The sequence below is a fragment of the Streptomyces sp. NPDC005963 genome (assembly GCF_040638655.1).
Taxonomy (GTDB): Bacteria; Actinomycetota; Actinomycetes; order Streptomycetales; family Streptomycetaceae; genus Streptomyces.
This window is the reverse complement of the sequence record NZ_JBEXVD010000049.1, coordinates 1-17,324: the sequence shown is the minus strand read 5'-3', so window position 1 is coordinate 17,324 and position 17,324 is coordinate 1. Positions and strand designations below refer to the sequence as shown.

General features: G+C 70.4%; 12 protein-coding genes. 4 read left to right on the top strand and 8 right to left on the bottom strand.

What is annotated here, in order from left to right; all coding sequences use genetic code 11:
- Nucleotides 1-161: 161 nt before the first annotated feature.
- Complete coding sequence (locus ABZ348_RS33835; RefSeq protein WP_358939715.1) at nucleotides 162-953, bottom strand: alpha/beta fold hydrolase; 792 nt, start codon at nucleotides 951-953, stop codon at nucleotides 162-164.
- Between the two features lie 471 nt (nucleotides 954-1,424).
- Complete coding sequence (locus ABZ348_RS33830) at nucleotides 1,425-2,261, bottom strand: AfsR/SARP family transcriptional regulator (protein WP_358939713.1); 837 nt, start codon at nucleotides 2,259-2,261, stop codon at nucleotides 1,425-1,427.
- A 253-nt stretch (nucleotides 2,262-2,514) separates the two neighbouring features.
- On the opposite strand from ABZ348_RS33830, the gene ABZ348_RS33825 reads away from it, so the two are divergent.
- The 4 genes from ABZ348_RS33825 to ABZ348_RS33810 all read left to right on the top strand — a co-directional run bounded on the left by ABZ348_RS33825 (nucleotide 2,515) and on the right by ABZ348_RS33810 (nucleotide 8,309).
- On the top strand, nucleotides 2,515-2,922 hold the full coding sequence (locus tag ABZ348_RS33825; RefSeq protein ID WP_358939711.1) for a putative TOMM peptide: 408 nt from the start codon (nucleotides 2,515-2,517) through the stop codon (nucleotides 2,920-2,922).
- Nucleotides 2,919-5,288, top strand: a complete 2,370-nt coding sequence (locus ABZ348_RS33820; protein ID WP_358939709.1) for a TOMM precursor leader peptide-binding protein — start codon at nucleotides 2,919-2,921, stop codon at nucleotides 5,286-5,288. The genes ABZ348_RS33825 and ABZ348_RS33820 overlap by 4 nt, the downstream gene beginning before the upstream one ends.
- Before the next feature lie 62 nt (nucleotides 5,289-5,350).
- Nucleotides 5,351-7,027: a SagB family peptide dehydrogenase gene (locus ABZ348_RS33815; protein WP_358939707.1), complete on the top strand. Its 1,677-nt coding sequence runs from the start codon at nucleotides 5,351-5,353 to the stop codon at nucleotides 7,025-7,027.
- A gap of 43 nt (nucleotides 7,028-7,070) precedes the next feature.
- On the top strand, nucleotides 7,071-8,309 hold the full coding sequence (locus ABZ348_RS33810) for a histidine kinase (RefSeq protein ID WP_358939705.1): 1,239 nt from the start codon (nucleotides 7,071-7,073) through the stop codon (nucleotides 8,307-8,309).
- 109 nt (nucleotides 8,310-8,418) lie between these two features.
- Here ABZ348_RS33810 and ABZ348_RS33805 read toward each other — a convergent pair whose 3' ends face one another.
- The 6 genes from ABZ348_RS33805 to ABZ348_RS33780 form a co-directional block, all read right to left on the bottom strand.
- A complete protein-coding gene (locus ABZ348_RS33805) occupies nucleotides 8,419-9,027 on the bottom strand; it encodes a response regulator transcription factor (protein WP_329015092.1) in 609 nt (202 codons plus the stop codon).
- A 106-nt stretch (nucleotides 9,028-9,133) separates the two neighbouring features.
- Nucleotides 9,134-10,219 (bottom strand): ScbA/BarX family gamma-butyrolactone biosynthesis protein, encoded by a 1,086-nt coding sequence (locus tag ABZ348_RS33800; RefSeq protein WP_358939704.1) that lies wholly within the window; start codon nucleotides 10,217-10,219, stop codon nucleotides 9,134-9,136.
- A gap of 188 nt (nucleotides 10,220-10,407) precedes the next feature.
- Nucleotides 10,408-12,114, bottom strand: a complete 1,707-nt coding sequence (locus ABZ348_RS33795; RefSeq protein WP_358939702.1) for an FAD-dependent monooxygenase — start codon at nucleotides 12,112-12,114, stop codon at nucleotides 10,408-10,410.
- Nucleotides 12,111-12,845 (bottom strand): HAD family phosphatase, encoded by a 735-nt coding sequence (locus ABZ348_RS33790; RefSeq protein ID WP_358939700.1) that lies wholly within the window; start codon nucleotides 12,843-12,845, stop codon nucleotides 12,111-12,113. Before ABZ348_RS33790 ends, ABZ348_RS33795 begins: the two co-directional genes overlap by 4 nt.
- 350 nt (nucleotides 12,846-13,195) lie before the next feature.
- Nucleotides 13,196-15,610 carry an MMPL family transporter gene (locus tag ABZ348_RS33785; RefSeq protein WP_358939698.1) on the bottom strand — a complete coding sequence of 805 codons (2,415 nt, stop codon included), beginning with the start codon at nucleotides 15,608-15,610 and terminating at the stop codon, nucleotides 13,196-13,198.
- A 120-nt stretch (nucleotides 15,611-15,730) separates the two neighbouring features.
- Nucleotides 15,731-16,768 carry an SMP-30/gluconolactonase/LRE family protein gene (locus ABZ348_RS33780; protein ID WP_358939697.1) on the bottom strand — a complete coding sequence of 346 codons (1,038 nt, stop codon included), beginning with the start codon at nucleotides 16,766-16,768 and terminating at the stop codon, nucleotides 15,731-15,733.
- Nucleotides 16,769-17,324: the final 556 nt, after the last annotated feature.

The window sequence follows — 17,324 nt, the reverse complement described above, 5'->3', positions numbered from 1 at the left end:
CTGCTGGCTGGAACCGTCCGCGGTGGGCCGGGGACTCGTGACCCGGGCGGTGCGCCCGGACCCGAATCGGGTCCGGGGGCCGCTCTGTCATCCCGTACTGCTCGCCCGCCCCGGTCGTTCCCCGCCGCCCGGTGAGGAACGACCGGGCGCCTGCGCGGGCCTCACTCGCTCGGGGCTCCGACCAGGTCCCGCTCGGTCAGCCCGGGCGCGTTCTCGTACCGCCGCAACAACAGTGCGAGGCGCCCGAGGAAGTGCTCTTCCTCCTCCCGTATGAAGAAGTGCCCTCCGGGCAGCACCTCCACCGCACTCTCCGCGGTGGTGTAGGCGGACCACTCCCGGACCTCGGGCACCGTGACCAAGCGGTCCTCCACCCCGCCGAAGGCATGGACCGGCACCGGCAGCGGAGTACGGTCCACCCCGCCCGCACCGGCGCAGAGCGCCAGATCCCCGCGCACCACCGGGAGGAGCGCCGTCAACCACTCCGGGCGGTCCAGGAGCGCCTGCGGCAGACCGCCGAGTTCGGACAGGCCCCGTACCAGCGCCCCGTCGTCCAGGACCTGACCCTGGGCGATCGGCGGCGCCGGTAGATGCGGAGCCCGATGGCTGCTCAGCACCAGGGCGAGAGGCAGCCGAGCACCTCGGGCCCGACGGTGTTGGGTGAGGGCGAAGGCGATCAGCGCACCCATGCTGTGCCCGTACATCAGGTGCGGGCGTTCGAGTTCTGGTCCGATCTCCCTGTCCAAGTCGGCGATCAGCGCCGGTAGATCGGTGAAGCGCGGTTCCGCCATCCGGCCCTCACGACCGGGAAGCTGCACCGGCTGCACGTCCACGGCGGCGCCGAGCCGGCGCTGCCAGCTCGCATAGGCGGAGGCACCCCCACCCGCGTAGGGGAAGCAGAACAAGCGCAGTCGGCCCCCGTCGGCCGTTGCGCCGCGCCTCAGATATCGCGTCATAGTGCCCGGTTCTCCTCTCGCTGCCCTGATGTCCACCGGCGCCCACGGCCGCGGAGCGTGGCTGGGCGACACGGTCCGGTGGGACGTTGACCGCACGCTGTGGAGGCCGGAACTGATCCCAAACGGAGGACGACGACGACCGTGCACGCGCTTCGTCCACCGAAGACCACCGCAACAGAATCGGCCAAACACCCTCCAGAGTCGGCAGCACCGCTTAAGGGCCGCCAAACGACGGCGAGGAGAACTGGCGCACACCTGCCGCGAGCCCGGGCACTGCGACGGCGCGCAGCCGCACGCTCAGAGCCGTACAACCAGAGCCGCACGCTCAGAGCCGCACGCTCAGAGCCGAGAAGCAGAGGCGGGGAAACAGAGCCGGGCCGCAGCCCCGGGGAGGTCACGGGGTTGCGGCCCGGGGTCACGGGCGGGAAGGGGGCACCGGGGCGGCGGTTCGACGCCCGGCCCCGCCGCCTTCTACACGGAAACGGGCACGAGCCGCCCGAAGCCGCGCACGACGTTGCCGTGCATCCCCTGGTCCGGGGCCTCCAACCCCGGATCGGCCGCCAGGATCGCCTGGTGCAGCCGCTGCAACCGGGGTGACGGCTCCAACGCCAACTCCTGGATCAGGGAACGGCGCAAGCGCTGATAGGCGCTGAGGGCGTGGGAAGGGCGACCGCAACGGTACAACGCCAACATCAACTGCGCGTGCACCGTCTCGTGCAGGGGGTGTTGCGCCGCCAGTGCGGTCAACTCACCCAACAGCGCGGCATGTCGACCGAGCCGTAGATCGGCCTCGATCCGTCCGTCCAGCGCACTGAGCCGGGTCTCCTCCAACCGCAGGGTCTCGACCTCCAGCGCCCGACCGATCTGCACATCGGCGAGGGCGGGGCCGCGCCACAGTGACAGCGCCCGGTGCAGCAGTTGCGACGCCTCCAGATCGGCCCCTTCCCGTAAGGCCGTCTGCCCCGCCACGCACAACCGCTGGAACTCGGTCGCATCGACGGCCGCGGCTGCGTCCAGTGCGTATCCGCCGTAGCGGGTGCACAGCACGTCCTTGGGGCCGCGAACTCCGTTGGGGTCGAGGGCGTCCCCCAGCATCCTGCGCAACTGTCGGATATACGTCTGCAAGGTGGCCGGCGCGGTACGCGGCGGTGCGTCCCCCCACAACTCGTCGAGCAGGGTCGACACGGTCACCACCTGGCCGGGGTGCAACGCCAGCAGTGCAAGCACCTGGCGCGGCTTGGCCGCACTGGGCACCACCGACGTGTGGGCGAGCTGAGCGACGAGCGGCCCCAGGACCCGGATCTCCATCTGGTACTCCCTTCCAACCACAACCGCCCGGTGTCTCCTCCGGGGTGACCAACGATGGCAGCAGGGAGCCCCAGGCCCCAGTGATCGGCTCACCGGCCCGATGTGAATCCGCGAAGGTCCGGGCCATGAAGAACTCATATGTGAGGCATGAACGGAACACTGTCTATCGGCCACTTGTGACGCACAAGATTTATCCCAGCCGCTCAGACACGGCGCTCCGACGGACATATTCAGGATGAAAGCGGAGGACCACGTGAACGGAATCACCCTTTTCGCTCCCGACGGTACGACCGATGCACCCACCGCACCCACCAGGGGTGCGCTCGGACGGGAGAGATCGATCGCCTCCGACCAACTCGTCGAGGTGTTCGCCCGCATCTGGCTGGAGCCCGACCTCGCGGACCGCTACCGCTGCGACGCCCGCTCGGTCCTCGGCGAGTTCGGCGTCTCGCTGGACCTGACCGACCAGGCCCCGACGCTGACCGAAGGCACCCCGGGCGAGTTGACCATCGAGGAGCTCAGCCGGCCCGCGGTCGCGCACGCACAGCTCTGCTTCTGCTTGGAGACGGAGTCGCTGTCCGACTCCGCCCGCTCGACCGACGACTTCTCCACCGCCTTCTCCGCGGCCCTCGCCGCCGCGAACGGGACGACCCTGCGGTGACTGCCGTCCACGGCGAGCGCTCCGCGCGCTCCCAGGAGTCCACGCGAGGGCGGCGCGTGGGATTCCGTAGCCATCTGAGAGCGGAAGTCATCGCGGGGGACGCGGCCTATCTGCTCTCCGACCGCGGTGTCACCGCACTTCAGGGCGGTCAGATCGAGACGCTCGTCCCGCTGTTGGACGGCACGAGGGATCTGCCGTCCGTCCTGCGCGAAGCGGCCAGGACCATCCCCGCCGAGCAGGCGGGACGGCTGATAGGGCGTCTCGCCCAGGCCGGTCTCGTGGGGTACTCGGCCGCGGCTCCGGACGTCCATACCGATCCTGTGCGGGGCCACGCCCGCGCCTACTGGGAGTTGGCGGGCCTCGACGGGACCGACGCCCTCGCCCGGTTGGCCGCGGCAACCGTCGAAGTGCTGACGGTGGGGAACGTCGACGCGGACGGAGTGAGGGAAGCGTGCGAGGCCGCCGGTCTGACGGTGGCGAGCGGTGCGGACCCTGACGGAGGTCTCACCATCGAAGCCCCGCAACTCTCCCTCGTCGTCTGTGACGACTACCTCAACCCCGAACTCCGCGAGATCGACGCTCGACACCAGGTCACCGGACGACCCTGGCTGCTGACCCGGCCGGGTGCTTCGACCACCTGGCTCGGACCGGTGTTCCAGCCCGGAGTCGGCGCGTGCTGGTCATGTCTCGCCCATCGGCTCGACGGACACCGGCTCTGCGAAGCTCCCGTGCGACGGGCACTCGGGCTGAGCGGACCGGTGCCCCGCCCCGCCTCACGGGTCGCGGCGACCAGCGCAGCCGCCGCGCACCTGACCGTGTTGGAAGCCGCGAAGTGGCTCGCGGGCTACCGCCATTCCGGCCAGTCCGCGGTAGTGACGCTGGAGACCCTGTCGCTCACCACCCGCCACCACGATGTTCGTCGCCGCCCACAGTGCCCCGACTGCGGAGACCCCGAGCTCATCGTCGACCAGGCACGACGCCCGGTCACGCTCGTCTCCCGCCCCAAGTCGCCCCACAGTGCGGGCCACCGCGCCCGTTCCGTACAGGAGGTCCACGACCAGTACCGCCATCTCGTGAGCCCGGTGAGCGGGGTCGTCGACGACATCCGTCGCGACCCCCGCGCACCGGCCGCCCTGCACTGCTATCTGGCGGGCCGCAACCCCGCCGCCGGAGGTGCGGACCTCGCCCAGCTCCGCGCCGGCCTCCGCCAGGTCAGCGGAGGCAAGGGAAGCACGGCACAGGAAGCCGAAGTCAGCGCACTCTGCGAAGCCCTGGAGCGCTACAGCGCCACCCTTCAGGGCGACGAGCTGCGGATACGGGACAGTCGCCGCGCCCTGGGGGACGCGGCCCTGTCCCCGGACGCCTGTCAGCTCTACGCGCCGCGCCAGTTCCGTGACCGCGACCGCTGGAACGCCCTGCATGCGGCGTTCCAGTACGTTCCCGAACCCTTTGACGACCGCGCACCGGTCGACTGGACCCCCTTGTGGTCCCTCACCGAACAGCGCCAGCGGCTCCTCCCCACCGGAATGCTCTACTTCTCCGGCCCCGCGGGCGGGGCGGTGCCACCGCCTGCCGGTCATCGCGCACTGCGCGCCGACTCCAACGGTAACGCCGCGGGCAGCAGTCTGGAGGACGCGATACTCCACGGGTTCCTGGAACTCGTGGAGCGGGACGCGGTGGCGCTCTGGTGGTACAACCGCACCCGCCAACCAGCCGTCAGATTGGATGGAGCCGGAGGGTTCGGTGACGCCTGGACCGATGAACTACAGGCCACCTACCGTGAGTTGCACCGCGAGGTGTGGGTGCTCGACCTGACGTCCGACCTCGGGGTCCCGGTGTTCGCAGCCCTGAGTCGAAGGACCGACAAACCGGCCGAGGACATCATGTTCGGCTTCGGTGCGCACTTCGATCCGGTGGTCGCCCTGCGGCGGGCGCTCACGGAGATGAACCAACTGCTGCCGGCCGTCGTCGACGCCCGTGCCGACGGCTCCGGCTACGGCGTCACCGCGGCGGAGCCGCTCGGATGGTGGTGGGGGGCCACCGTCCGCAACCAACCACATCTGCCGCCCGACCCCGCGCGACCCGCGCGGGGTCCCGCCGACTTCGCCCACCGGTACCGATCCGATCTGCGTGAGGACGTCGAGGAGGTCGTCGCACTGCTGCGCCGGCACGACATGGACCTGCTCGTCCTCGACCAGACCAGACCCGACATCGGGATTCCGGTGGTGAAGGTCGTCGTCCCCGGCCTGCGCCACTTCTGGGCGAGGTTCGCACCGGGGCGACTGTTCGACGTGCCGGTGCGCCTGGGCCGGCTCGATGCCCCGACCCCGTACGCCGACCTCAACCCCGTTCCGCTGTTCGTCTGAAGTTCGTGTGCGTCTCCCGGCCGTTCCGACGGCTCTCCCCCGCGTCCCGCTCAGGAGTTCCCATGCCAACCGAGAGGTCATTCGACGGCCACCCGACCGTACGCCGAGGACGGCGCACCCTTTCCCTGTGGGCGCTGCGCGAGGACGTACTGGTGGATACCGGCTGCCCCAGCGGTGCCGTGGTGCTCTCGGGAAGATGGGGGGAGGTCCGGATGCGCCACGCCAGCCCTTCGGTGCGCGAGGCGCTGCGTCGGATGCGGCTCGGGCCCATTTCCCTGGCGAACGTCGTGGCCGGCGCGCCCCCGTCCCCTTCGTACACCGAGGGGAGCGGGGGAGGCCCGTCGGTCGAGAGTTCCCTGGCGGAGATCCTGATGGTGTTGCAACGGCTCCAGCACCTGGTGGTGCGATCCCTGGGGCTGGACAGCCCGGACCACCTGCTGATGTCGGTGGTGCCGATCTCCCAGTCGGCGCGCTACGGTCCGGCGGCGGTCGACGAGAAGCACCCGATCCGACTCTCCCAGTTCGCCTTCCTGCGCAGCGAGGGGAAGGGCTTCGTCCTGGAGTCACCCACATCCCTGCACCGCGTGGTCCTGCACTGCCCGGAGGCATCCTGGGTCATCGGGATGCTCGGCCGTCCGATCAGCAGTGCCGAAGTGGCCGCCGCGGTCCCCCTGCCCGCCGAGGCGACCCGCGAGATCATCGCCCATCTGTTGGGGACGGGGATGGTGGTGCCGGCCGAGTCCTCGCCGTCGCCCGACCTCGGGGGAGGGGCGGACCCGGCTACGGGCGCCTTGCAGGACGACGGCGTCCTGCATCCCTCCGTACCCGGATTCGCCGAGGACAGCGATCCCGCATTGGCCTCGTGGTCCGCGATCGACCTGCTCTTCCACACCCGTTCCACGCTCGGCAGGCACGACGCGGACTTCGGCGCCACCTATCCGCTCGCCGATCGCATGGCCCCGGCTCCCGCGGTCAAACCCCTGCCGGAGGGGCCGCGCATCCCTCTCGCACGGCCCCGCATCAGCGATATGCCGGCGAGTGACCCGCCCCTGAGTTCCGTACTCGAAGGCCGCCGGAGCATCCGGTCGTTCGGCTCCGAGCGACTGACGGCCGATGTGCTGGGGGAGTTCCTGTTCCGGGCGCTGCGGGTGCGCTCGCTCCACGACGGGGCGCGGGGCGGTGAGGAGGGGGCCTTCACGGACCGTCCCTATCCCAGCGGCGGCAGAGCCTACGAGTTGGAGTTCTACCTGGCGGTCCGGGACTGCGCCGGCATTCCGCCCGGCATCCACTACTACGCTCCGCTGGAGCACTGTCTGGTGCAGGTCGGGGACTCCGACAACAAGTCGGCCATGGCCGAACTCTTCGCCGAGGCCAGGATCGCCGCGGGCCTCACCGATCTGCCGGCCGTCGTCATCACCATCACCTCCCGCATCCACCGCTTGGCGTGGAAGTACAGCGGTCTGCCGTACGCCCTCACGCTCAAGCACGTCGGTGCGGTGACCCAGAATCTCTATCTGGTGGGCACCGCCATGGGACTGGCTTCCTGCGCACTGGGTAGCGGTGACATCGATCTCGCCGCTCGGGCCACGGGCCTGGACTGGCGCATCGAGCCGAGCGTCGGGGGCTTCGTGCTCGGTACGCTCCCTGAGGAACTGGCGCAATCCGCTGTAGTGCGGCACGATTTTCACAGGTCTAATCCACAAGCTGGCACCGGAGTTCAGCCTCTCCCCATTGACTGATCTCCTGTGATGCCTCTCCGCGGGGGAATGCATGAGGGACGCCATGACGCGCTCGGGTAGAGCCAGGACCGCCGGCAGACGGGAACCCGACCCGGGCGCCGGCGGTCTGCCGGGCCTCTCGTCCGCGGTGTACAAGATGGGGCGGGGCGCCCCGCCCCCGCACCTCGCCCTCAGCATTCTGTTGCTGGTCGAGTGCGGATTCGTCCTCGTGGGCTTCCTGAACATCCTGGGGGAGGAGCCCGAGACCTTCACCCTCGTGGCGTCGGTGATCGGCTTCGCACTGATCTTCGTCCTCCAACTTGTGCACTCCTCGTACCAGTTACGCCGGTTTCGGGCCCGCTGGGGACCGTGGACCCTGGCCGCACAGGCGCTCCTGACGTACCTCCCGCTGCTGACGCTCGGCTTCGGCTGGGGCGGCATGGCGGGATTCTTCGGCGCCTCGGTCCTCCTGGTGCTGCGGCCCCAGGTGGCCTGGCCGCTGTTCGCCGTGGTGACCGCGGTGGCGGCTGCCACCGGTCCGCTCCTCGGCATGGACCTCATCGGCACCGCGTACATCGCGGTCTCGACGGTCCTCACCGGGCTGATCGTGTACGGGCTCAGCAGGCTCGCCGAGTTGGTGGTCGAGGTGCAGGAGGCCCAACAGGAGATCGCCCGGCTCGCGGTCACGCAGGAGCGCCTGCGGTTCGCCCGGGACCTCCACGACCTGCTCGGCTACAGCCTTTCGGCGATCACCCTCAAGAGCGAGTTGGCCCGCCGTCTGGTGCACGGGGAGGCCGATCGTGCCCTGGCGGAACTGGAGAGCATCCTGGAGATCTCCCGCCAGGCCCTGTCCGACGTACGCACGGTCGCCCGCGGCTACCGGGACATGTCCCTGGCCACCGAGGCGGTTTCGGCGCAGGCGGTGCTGGAGGCTGGCGGCATCCGGGCGACCGTGGACATCAGGGGCCGACTGCCCGAGGGGGAGGTCGACACCATCATGGCCACCGTCCTGCGCGAGGCCGTCACCAATCTGCTGCGGCACAGCAAGGCGGAGAACTGCCGGATCGCCTGTTGGACCGAATCGACGGGCGATGCGGTGCTCACGATCGTCAATGACGGGGTGGACCGCAGCCTGTCGGGTCCGGTGCACGACCCGAGCTCCCGGGACGGCAGCGGATTGCAGAACCTACAGTTCCGACTGGCGGCGATCGGCGGTCGGCTCGTCTCGGGCATCGACGCCGAAGGCTGCTTCTCCCTGCGGGTCGAGGCGCCGGTGCGGCTGCCCGCACCGCTCGACGACTGAGCGGGTACGAGGGGCGTGGACCCCGACCGCGGGCGGCGCGGTTCCGGCGGGGCGCCGGATCGCGAGTGCGTGAACGGCCGGCCCCCGGATGCGCCGCCTCCGGTCGAGGTCACATCAGCCAGCCGCTCTCCCGCGCCACCCGGATGGCGTCGACCCTGTTGCGGGCGTTGAGCTTGGTGACGATGGTCGTCAGATAGTTGCGGACCGTCCCCACCGAGAGGAAGAGACGGATCGCTATCTCGGCCGCCTCCGCGCCGTCCGCGGCCAGCCGCAGGACCTCCACCTCGCGCGGAGTCAGAGGGTTCTCCCCGTTGTCGAAGGCGGCGAGTGCCAGTTGGGGGTCGATGACCCGCTTGCCCGCCGCCACCTCGCGCACCGCGTAGGCGAGTCGGGCCGGCGGCGCCTCCTTGAGGAGGAAGCCGCCGACCCGGGCGGCGAGTGCCTTGCGGAGCGTTCCGGGTCTGCCGAGACTGGTGAGGATGAGCGTGCGGCACCAGGGCGCTTGCTCGGCCAGGAGTGCGGCGGCACTCAGACCGTCGAGCCCCGGCAGATCGACGTCGATGATGGCGATGTCCGGCCGGCACTCCAGGACGGTGCTGACGATGGTGTCACCGCGTTCGACTTCGGCGACCACGTCTAAGTCGTCCTCCAGAGCCAGCAGTGCCACGAGCGCCCCGCGAACCATGTGCATGTCTTCGGCGAGCAGGATGCGTATCAATGCGGTCCCCCGTCGGGTTCGGTCGATTGGCCGACACCTTTTGGGCGGAAATGCTACTGGACGGAGACAATGCTCGGGATTTATGCAAACGTCTTTCTTTTTGAACTCAACTCCATTGTGCCACCTCAAGCCGCAGGGCAGTGGTGGTCCGTCCCTCCTGGACCGCTTCGACCGAGACGGGAACTGTGCAAGTGCGTAGACCTTCGTCCCAGCGGAACCCCTCGGCCGTCGCCCGCATTCGGGTGATCTGATCCAACTCCGCATAGTCGGAGAAGTTGGTCGTGATCGAGGCGATCGTCAGGGTGTACGGGTCGAGTCCGTGCAGTCGCGCGACCGAGGCGATGGCCAACTGCCGTGCCGCCTCCATCTGGAGATGACCGGGCACGTGGTCCAACGGATGGTCGAACACGTGCGGGTGCGTGGTGTCCACCACCAACTGCGCCGAGAACTGACCGTGTTCCGAATCGGCGACCGGGTCCGTGATGAACACGTTGCGGGCGTCGCGCCGTCCCACCGTGGCGGGCTCGGCGGCCGTGAAGCGCGGCAGCAGGAACCCCGGGTGATCGGGCACCTGGCGCTTTCCGCGGAGCACCCGGTAGGCGGAAGTCGAGAGGATCAGCAGCCCGCCCTCCCCTTCGAGGGCGAGTTCCCCGTCGACGTGGATGCCGCCGGTGAAGGTGAAGCCCTGCACCCGGCCGGCTCTGTTGCGCTTCGGTTTGGCGTCCATCGTGACGACCAGGTCCGCGGGCCGCAGCCCGATCCGCAGCGGTGCGAAGCCCGTGGTGCGGAGGTTGAGATCACGGAAGATGAAGGCCGACGCGAGCGCCACGTCCAGATGGCGATGGGCGACCAGCACTCCGGCCTGGCGCACCACCTCGACCAGCAGGGTGAAGTCGTACAGCGGAGAGCTCTCGCCGATGAGGTGGCCGCGGGGCAGTTGGGCGGCGACCTTGAAGCTGTCCTCTCCCGTCTGGAGGGAGTCGGTGACGAACACCTCGGCGATCGAGGAGCGGTGGACGAGGGCCCGCGGGACCGTCGCGTCATAGCTCAGTACGGGCTGCGCCGCGGTCTCCTCACCGACAGCGGCCACCGACGGTTGCGGGTCCGCCGGGGCGGAGACGGCGGGTACGGGGGCGGTGACGGTCGCCGTCGATGAGGCAGCTGACAGGGGCGCTGAGGTGGAGATGGACATGGCGAAGTGATCCCTTCACACGAACGGTCAGGAGAGCGGTGGCCACCCGCGGGGCCCGTGTGGTCGAGCCGGGGCCCTTGCGGCAGTGGCGGGAGGTGAGGAGAGGCGCGAGGAGCGCCGGTCACACAGATGGGGACGGAGGGCGAGCGGGGACATCGTGCCCGCCCCACCCCGATACGGAGGACGGTTCAACCACCGTTGTGGGCCGTGAGGGTCCGGCGGATGGAAGGAACCGCGGCGGATGTCTGCGGCTGCTGTACCGGCGCAGATCGCAACGGGCCGTCGACGGTACGGGACGGCCAGCACGGCAGTCGGGCGAGCAGGGCGTCGAAGCCCGCCGTGCCCGCGCGGGCGCCGACCACCCCGTCGGGACGGACATACGCGAACCACGGCGTGTCGCCGCCGCCGAGCACATCGCCGCGGTCATGGACGACCTCGCACCCGGAAACCGTCACCCGGTCGTGGCCGACGGCACCGGGGCGCACCCAGAGCACCTGCACCACGTCGTCGACCTCCCACGCGCGGAGCGCCAGTGCGGCCTGCTCGGCCCACTCGCCCGCGGAGGCACCGTGCACCACCAGCGTGTGCCGCCCGGTGGACAGGTGTTGACCGAGCGAGGTCGAAGCACCCCCGAGCGCGGGAGCGAGGGTGAGGTGGAAGGGACGCCTACCGAGGCGCAGGGCACGCGGCACTGCCCCCGCACCGGGCAGATCGACGACCGCCTCACTGCGCGAGTGATCCAGATCCAACTGGGCCAGCAGGGGCACGACCTTGGACTCCAGGACCCCCGCTCCGGACAGCGCCCGCATCGCCAGATTCCGCGCGCCGCGCGCCAACGGAGAACGCAGCAACCACATCCTGGTCTGTTGGTCCCCGCTGCGGACCGCCCGCACCGACGCCGGACGACGCTCCGCCTCGAAGCTGTCGAGCAGCCGCGCATCGCTGCCGCGGATCACCGATGCCAGCTTCCACCCGATGTCATAACCGTCCTGCACACCGGTGTTGAGTCCCTGGCCGCCCGCGGTGGTGTGGGCGTGCACCGCATCCCCGGCGAGCAGCACCGGACCGTCCCGGAAGCGGGGCGCGACCTTGGCATGGACCCGAAAGCGGCTGGACCAGCGGACGTCCCGCAAGTGCAGCCCGCCGGGTCCGCGCTCGTCGAGCAGCCGTCGGAGCAGTTCCAGGGAGGGCGGTTCGGTCTCGTCAGTGGGCTCGGTGTCGAAGAAGACCCGATGGCCATCGGGTTGCGGCACGATGACCAACACACCCTCCGGCGCGATGTGGTGTTGTACTTCGGCCTCGGCCGGGGCGCCCTCAAGCGTGCCGTCCCCGATCAGGAACGTGCGCTCGAAGGTGTGGCCCTCGAACGGAATGCCCACGGCCGTGCGCACCAGGCTGCGTGCTCCGTCGGCGGCGACGAGCCACGGGACCGTGACGGTCTCCTCGCTCCCACCGGAGCGCAGGACCACGGTCACCGACTGGTCGGGCCCCGAACGGTCCACCGCCACCGTGGTCGCCTCGGTCTCCCACTCCACCCGGCCGCCGAGCTCCGTGAGCCGTCGGTGCAGGGCCCGTTCGGTCACGGGTTGCGGCACGCACAACGGCCCGGGGAAGGCGGTGTTCTCCAACCCACCGAAGCGCACTCCGGCGATGCGCCGACCTGCGGCCCAGTAGGACGCTCCGGCCAGCGGCAGCGCCTCGCGGGCGAGCTCCTCGGCCACACCGATGCGGTCGAGGCACTCCAGTGCGCCACTCCACAACACCAGCCCCTTGGGGGCGGTGCCGGGCCCACGACGGCGGTCCACCACGCGCGCGGGCACCCCCAGGTTCCACAGCGCACAGGCCGCGGTGAGCCCGGTGGGTCCGGCCCCGATGACCAGTACGGGCGCGTTCATCGTGGTCCACCGTGGGTCGATGTGCCCGGCGACCCGGCACCCACGAGGGCGTGATCGGCGCCGGCCACCGACGCCGCGGCTGTTGACCCGGCGCCGCGTGGCCCGAGTACGTCGGTGAGCTCCGCGATCGCCCGTCGGGTGTCCGCGAACCGCACCGCGCGCATCCCGAGCTCCTCGGCGGCCGTGCAGTTCTCCTCGGTGTCGTCGACGAACACACACCGTTCGGGTCCCACTCCGAGCCGGTCGAACAGCACGTGGTAGATGCCCGGGTCCGGCTTGCGGACACCCTCCTTGTGCGAGTCGACGACGACGTCGAACAACTCGTCCACGGGCAGTTGGGCCCGCCACAGCGGCTCCCACTCCCGCACGTTGTTGGTGAGCAGCGCCAGCCGCAGTCCGCGGCTCCGCAGCGTGTGCAGATACTCCACGAACGGTGTGTTGGGACGGCGTCCGCGGAACCAGAGCTCGCCGAAGCTGTGTCCCTCCTCCAACACCCGACCGGCGCCCTCGGGGAGTTCGGCCAGGATCCGTTCGGTCAGCTGCCGTTCGCTGATCCTGCCGGTCTCCAGCGCGGCCATGGGTGTCTGGCCGTACCGTTGTGTTGCTGCCACCAGGGCACCGGCGAGCTCGTCGGTGCTCAACTGGGCCAACTCGGCGAAGGCCACGAAGGTCTCCACCAGCGGGTTGGTGAGAACCCCTCCGTAGTCGACGACGACCGTGTCGATGGCCATGGACACTCCTCCTCGTACCGGTCTGGGCTTACGCGCGCTCCGCGCGCCCCCGTCTGTTGCAGGAAAGGTCCACGAATCCGTCGTTCGATCCGGCGTGGTGAGGCCGAGTGGGACGGGTGGAGCAACGATCCTGCGTCCGCCGTAGCGCGGTGCCCCGGACGCTATGCGCGACCCCTTGCGCAGGGCCAAAGCAGCCACCGCCACAGCCGGCACGACAGCCGACGAACCCCCGTCCACGGCCCGAGCCGAGGCCCGGGCCACCCGCCACCAACGCCTCGGGGCCGCCCCGTCAACCGGACTGCGCGCGGCAGTGTCTCCGGACGACGTGACGGCCCCGTATGCGAAACGGGTCAGCTCTTGACGGCAGGGACGCGCTCCCCGTCAGCCGGCTGGACGGTGGCGAGTACGGGCGGATCGACCGCGCCCCCGTCGTCTGTTTCCCTCTCGGTCCTGGCGTCCTTGTCGTTCCTGTCGGTCGCCACCTCCCGGTCGGAAACGGAGTCCGACACGGGCTGCGTCGAACCCCCTTCGCTGATGCCGAACCGGGCGTGCAGCCGCCGCAGCGGGCCGGGCGCCCACCAGGTGGCCCTGCCGGTGAGCGAGAGCACGGCGGGGACCAGCAGCGTTCGGATGACCATGGCGTCCATCAGAATGGCCAGGGCCACTCCGAGACCCAACATCTTGGTGTTGGTGATCCGCGAGCTGCCGATGGCCACCATCACGACCGCGAGCACCACCGCGGCGGCGGTGATCACCCCACCGGTGCCCCGGATGCCCTCGACGACCGCCGCCCTGTGGTCTCCCGTGCGCAGCCGCTCCTCGTTGATCCGGGACAGCAGGAAGACCCCGTAGTCCATGGAGAGGCCGAAGGCCAGGCAGAACATCAGCACCGGGAGGGCCGTCTCGATGCTGCCCGTCGGGGTGAAGCCCAACAGCCCGGAGAAGTTCCCGTCCTGGAACACCCAGACCACCGCTCCGAGCATCGCGGTCAGACTGAGTGCATTCAGCAGGACGGCCTGCACGGGGACCAGGACGCTGCCCGTCAGCAGGAACACGAGCACCAGGGTGGCGAGGACGATGATGCCGATCGCCCACGGCAACCCGCGGCCGATGGCCGACTGGCTGTCGATCAGTGCGGCCGTCGTGCCGGACACATGGGCCGGGAACGGCGTCCCCACCTCCCGTACGTCCCGCACCAACTCCTTGCCCTCTTCGGACACGGCCTCCACCCCGGGGACCACCGTCAGATACGAGGTGTCGCCCGCGGTACGGGAGGGCTGGGCCGCACCCGAGACCGCACCGTCCGTGTAGCGGCCCTGCGGGGCGTCCACCCGCAGAACGCCGGGCAGGGCGGACAGTTCTTCGGCGTACGCACCCAGGTCCGCCGTCGCCGCCCGCTCGGTGACGACCTCGATCGCCCCGGTCGGGCTGCCCTGGAATCCGTCCTTGATGCTCTCCTGCACCTGCCGGGACTGTGCCGAGGACGGTAGTTGGCGGTAGTCGGCCGTGCCGAAGTCGACGTTGAGGAAGGGGGCGCCCAGGAGCAGCAGCACCGCGAACGTACCGGTCGCCACCAGCGGCGCACGGCGCATCACGCCCTGTGCCAACCGGGCCCAGCCAGCCCCCGGAGCCGACTTCTGCCGGCCGTCGGAGCGCCGCTTGAGCAGCTTGCGCACGTCCCATGCGTCGATGCGCGGGCCGAGCACCACCAGCAGCGCCGGCAGCACCACCAGGGCCGCAACGGCTGCCAACACCACCACACTGATGCCGGCGTAGGCGAGCGAGCGCAGGAAGTACAGCGGGAACACCATCATGGCGGCGAGTGACACGGCGACGGTCGCCGCCGAGAACAACACCGTGCGCCCCGCGGTGTTCAAGGTGGTGATCAGCGCGTCCCGCAACTCCTTGCCGGTGTCCAACTCCTCGCGGTAGCGCCGGACGATCAACAAGGCGTAGTCGATGGCGAGACCGAGGCCGAGCGCAGTGGTGAGGTTGGTGGCGAACACCGACACATCGGTGAACTCGGTGATGACCCGCAGCACCGCATTGGTACCGAGGATGGCGATCACCCCGATGCCCACCGGCAGCAGTGCGGCGACCGCGCTGCCGAAGACCACCATCAGGATCAGCAGGGTGATCGGCAGGGCGATCAACTCGGCCCTGATCAGGTCCTCGGCGATCAGCTTCTGCTGCTCGTGCTGGACGGCGACGCTCCCACCGATCCTTACGGTGAGGTCGTCCTGCCGGCCGTCGAACCGGGGGATGATCCGCTCGTCGAGGGTGCGCTCCGCCGCCAGCTCATCACCGTCGATGCGGGCGACGACCATCGCCTCCCGGCCGTCCTGCGAACGCAGGGCCGGGGAGCGCGTGCCCCAGTAGGACGCAACGCCGGTGACCCCGGGGACGGCGGCCAGCCGCTCGGCGAGCTCCTGCCCCTGCCGGGCGATCCCCGGTTCGTCGACGCCCTTCCCGGCGTCGTCCGCCTCGACGAGGAGGACGACATTGGGCCGGGCGTCGGGAAACTCCCGCTCCAGCACCTCGGCGGCGTACGACGACTCGGACGCGGGGTCGACGACACCGCCGCTGCCCCCACTGCGCAGCCGGTCTGCCACCCCGCTGCCGAGGACCACGGCACCGGCCAGCAGGATCAAGGTGAGGAGCAGCAGCAGCCGGGGGCGGTTGCAACTCAAGCGAGCCAGGGCGGTGAAGGGGCCACCGGGCGGGGCCGGGTGCGGCGGGGCACCGGTGCGTGGTGGATGCGGCATGGCAGGACTCCCGGGTCGGTCGAGACCGGTGGCGCAGGTGCCGGGAGGAGTCCTCGCGGAGCAGGCCCGCCACCGGTGGGGTGAATGGGTCGGGGCTTGATGGGGCAGTGCTCGGGGCCGTCAGCGCCGGCGCAGTTGGAACTGGCCCGGGGTGGTGGAGGGCACCCCGGAGAGGATCTCCCGCAGTCCTCCGCTGACCACGTAGTCGCCGTACGGCGTCACGGCCACCGTGGTCGGGTCGGCGAGCGGCCATGTCTGGTCCCGCAGGGTCCGGGCCGTACGCCAACCGTCCGTGGACCGCAGCACCACCACGGCGTCCCGGCCGGCTGCACCGCCGGGCAGTGAGAGGTCATTGACCACGACGACCAGGGAGCCGTCCGGGCGCAGTGCCAGTCCGTCGATGGAGGCGGGCGCGCGATCGAGGCGCACCTCGCGGACGACGGGACGCGACGAACGCGGACGGTCGACGCGGAACAGCCGGCCGCCGTCGTACTTGCCCACCAACAGATGGCCGGCGGGGTGGGCGACGATGCCGTTGGGGCCGGTGCCGTCGGCGATGAACCGGTCGTCACGGATGACGTGGAGCACTTCGCCGTCCCGGCTCACCCGGGTGACGGTGTCGGCCTCGGTGTCGGTGACGTAGATATCGCCGTACAGGTCGGTGGTGACGTCGTTGGTGCGCGGCTCGGACTCGCCGGCCGAGACGGGGACCAGCTGCCGCACGGCCCCGGTGGCCAGGTCGAAGCTGCCGACGCCGTTCACCGGCGGCAGGGAGGTGTCCACCATGCCCAGCCGGCGGAAGAAGTAGTCGCTGTACGCGGCCTGGACGCTGCCGCGGACCGCGTCCACCTGTATGCCGATCACGGACACCCGGGCGAACGGGGCGACTAGCACGGAGACGGAACCGTCGGCGCGCACCACGGAGATGGTGCCCTGGGCGGTGGAGCCCACCAGGAACGCCTTGCGTCTGGGGTCCCAGGCCACGCCTTCCGGATAGAGCCCCGGAGCGGTGACCGAAAGGGTCCGCGGCAGCGGGCAGCGGTCCGCGCCGGTGGCGGCGAAGGCGGGGAGCGGGGCGGCGGCGATGGCGCCGCCGGCCGCGCCCGCTGCCGCGAGGCGCAGAAGGGTGCGGCGGGATGCCTGGACTGAGGGTTCCACGGTGTGCTCCTTCGAGCGGTACGGAGTGCGAGCGGTACGGAGTGCGCTGCGCGGTGCGGGCTTGCCCGGCCGGGCTGTTGGCCAGCGGCCGAGCAGGTCGGACAGAGCGGCTCCGCCGACGGGGAAAGCGTCGCGAGGCTTTCTGGAGAACTGCTGTACGGGCGCTGTAATCAGCCGCAGTTCGGTGTCGGTGCGCAGCCGGTCGGGTCAGCGGCGCACGTCACCGCCGTCGTACGGCCTCCCACAGCTTCGGAAAGCCCGTTCCGGCCAGGGCCCGTGTACGAGGGATCGACCGGTGCTTTGGCTTGCCTCAAGGCGGGCTGCCTAGCGTCGGGCTTGTCCATGTGCGAAGCCGCGCAGTCGCCCGGTGTGCAGCCAGAGGGAAGTTGAAGGAGACGGATCGCGTGACGGTAGACACGGTAGACGTCGAAGAGGCTGAGCCGGTGTCGGCCTCCGTCCCGGCCAAGGAGGTGCGCCGGTTGGATCGGGTGGTGATCCGGTTTGCTGGTGACTCGGGTGACGGGATGCAGCTTACGGGTGACCGGTTTACGTCGGA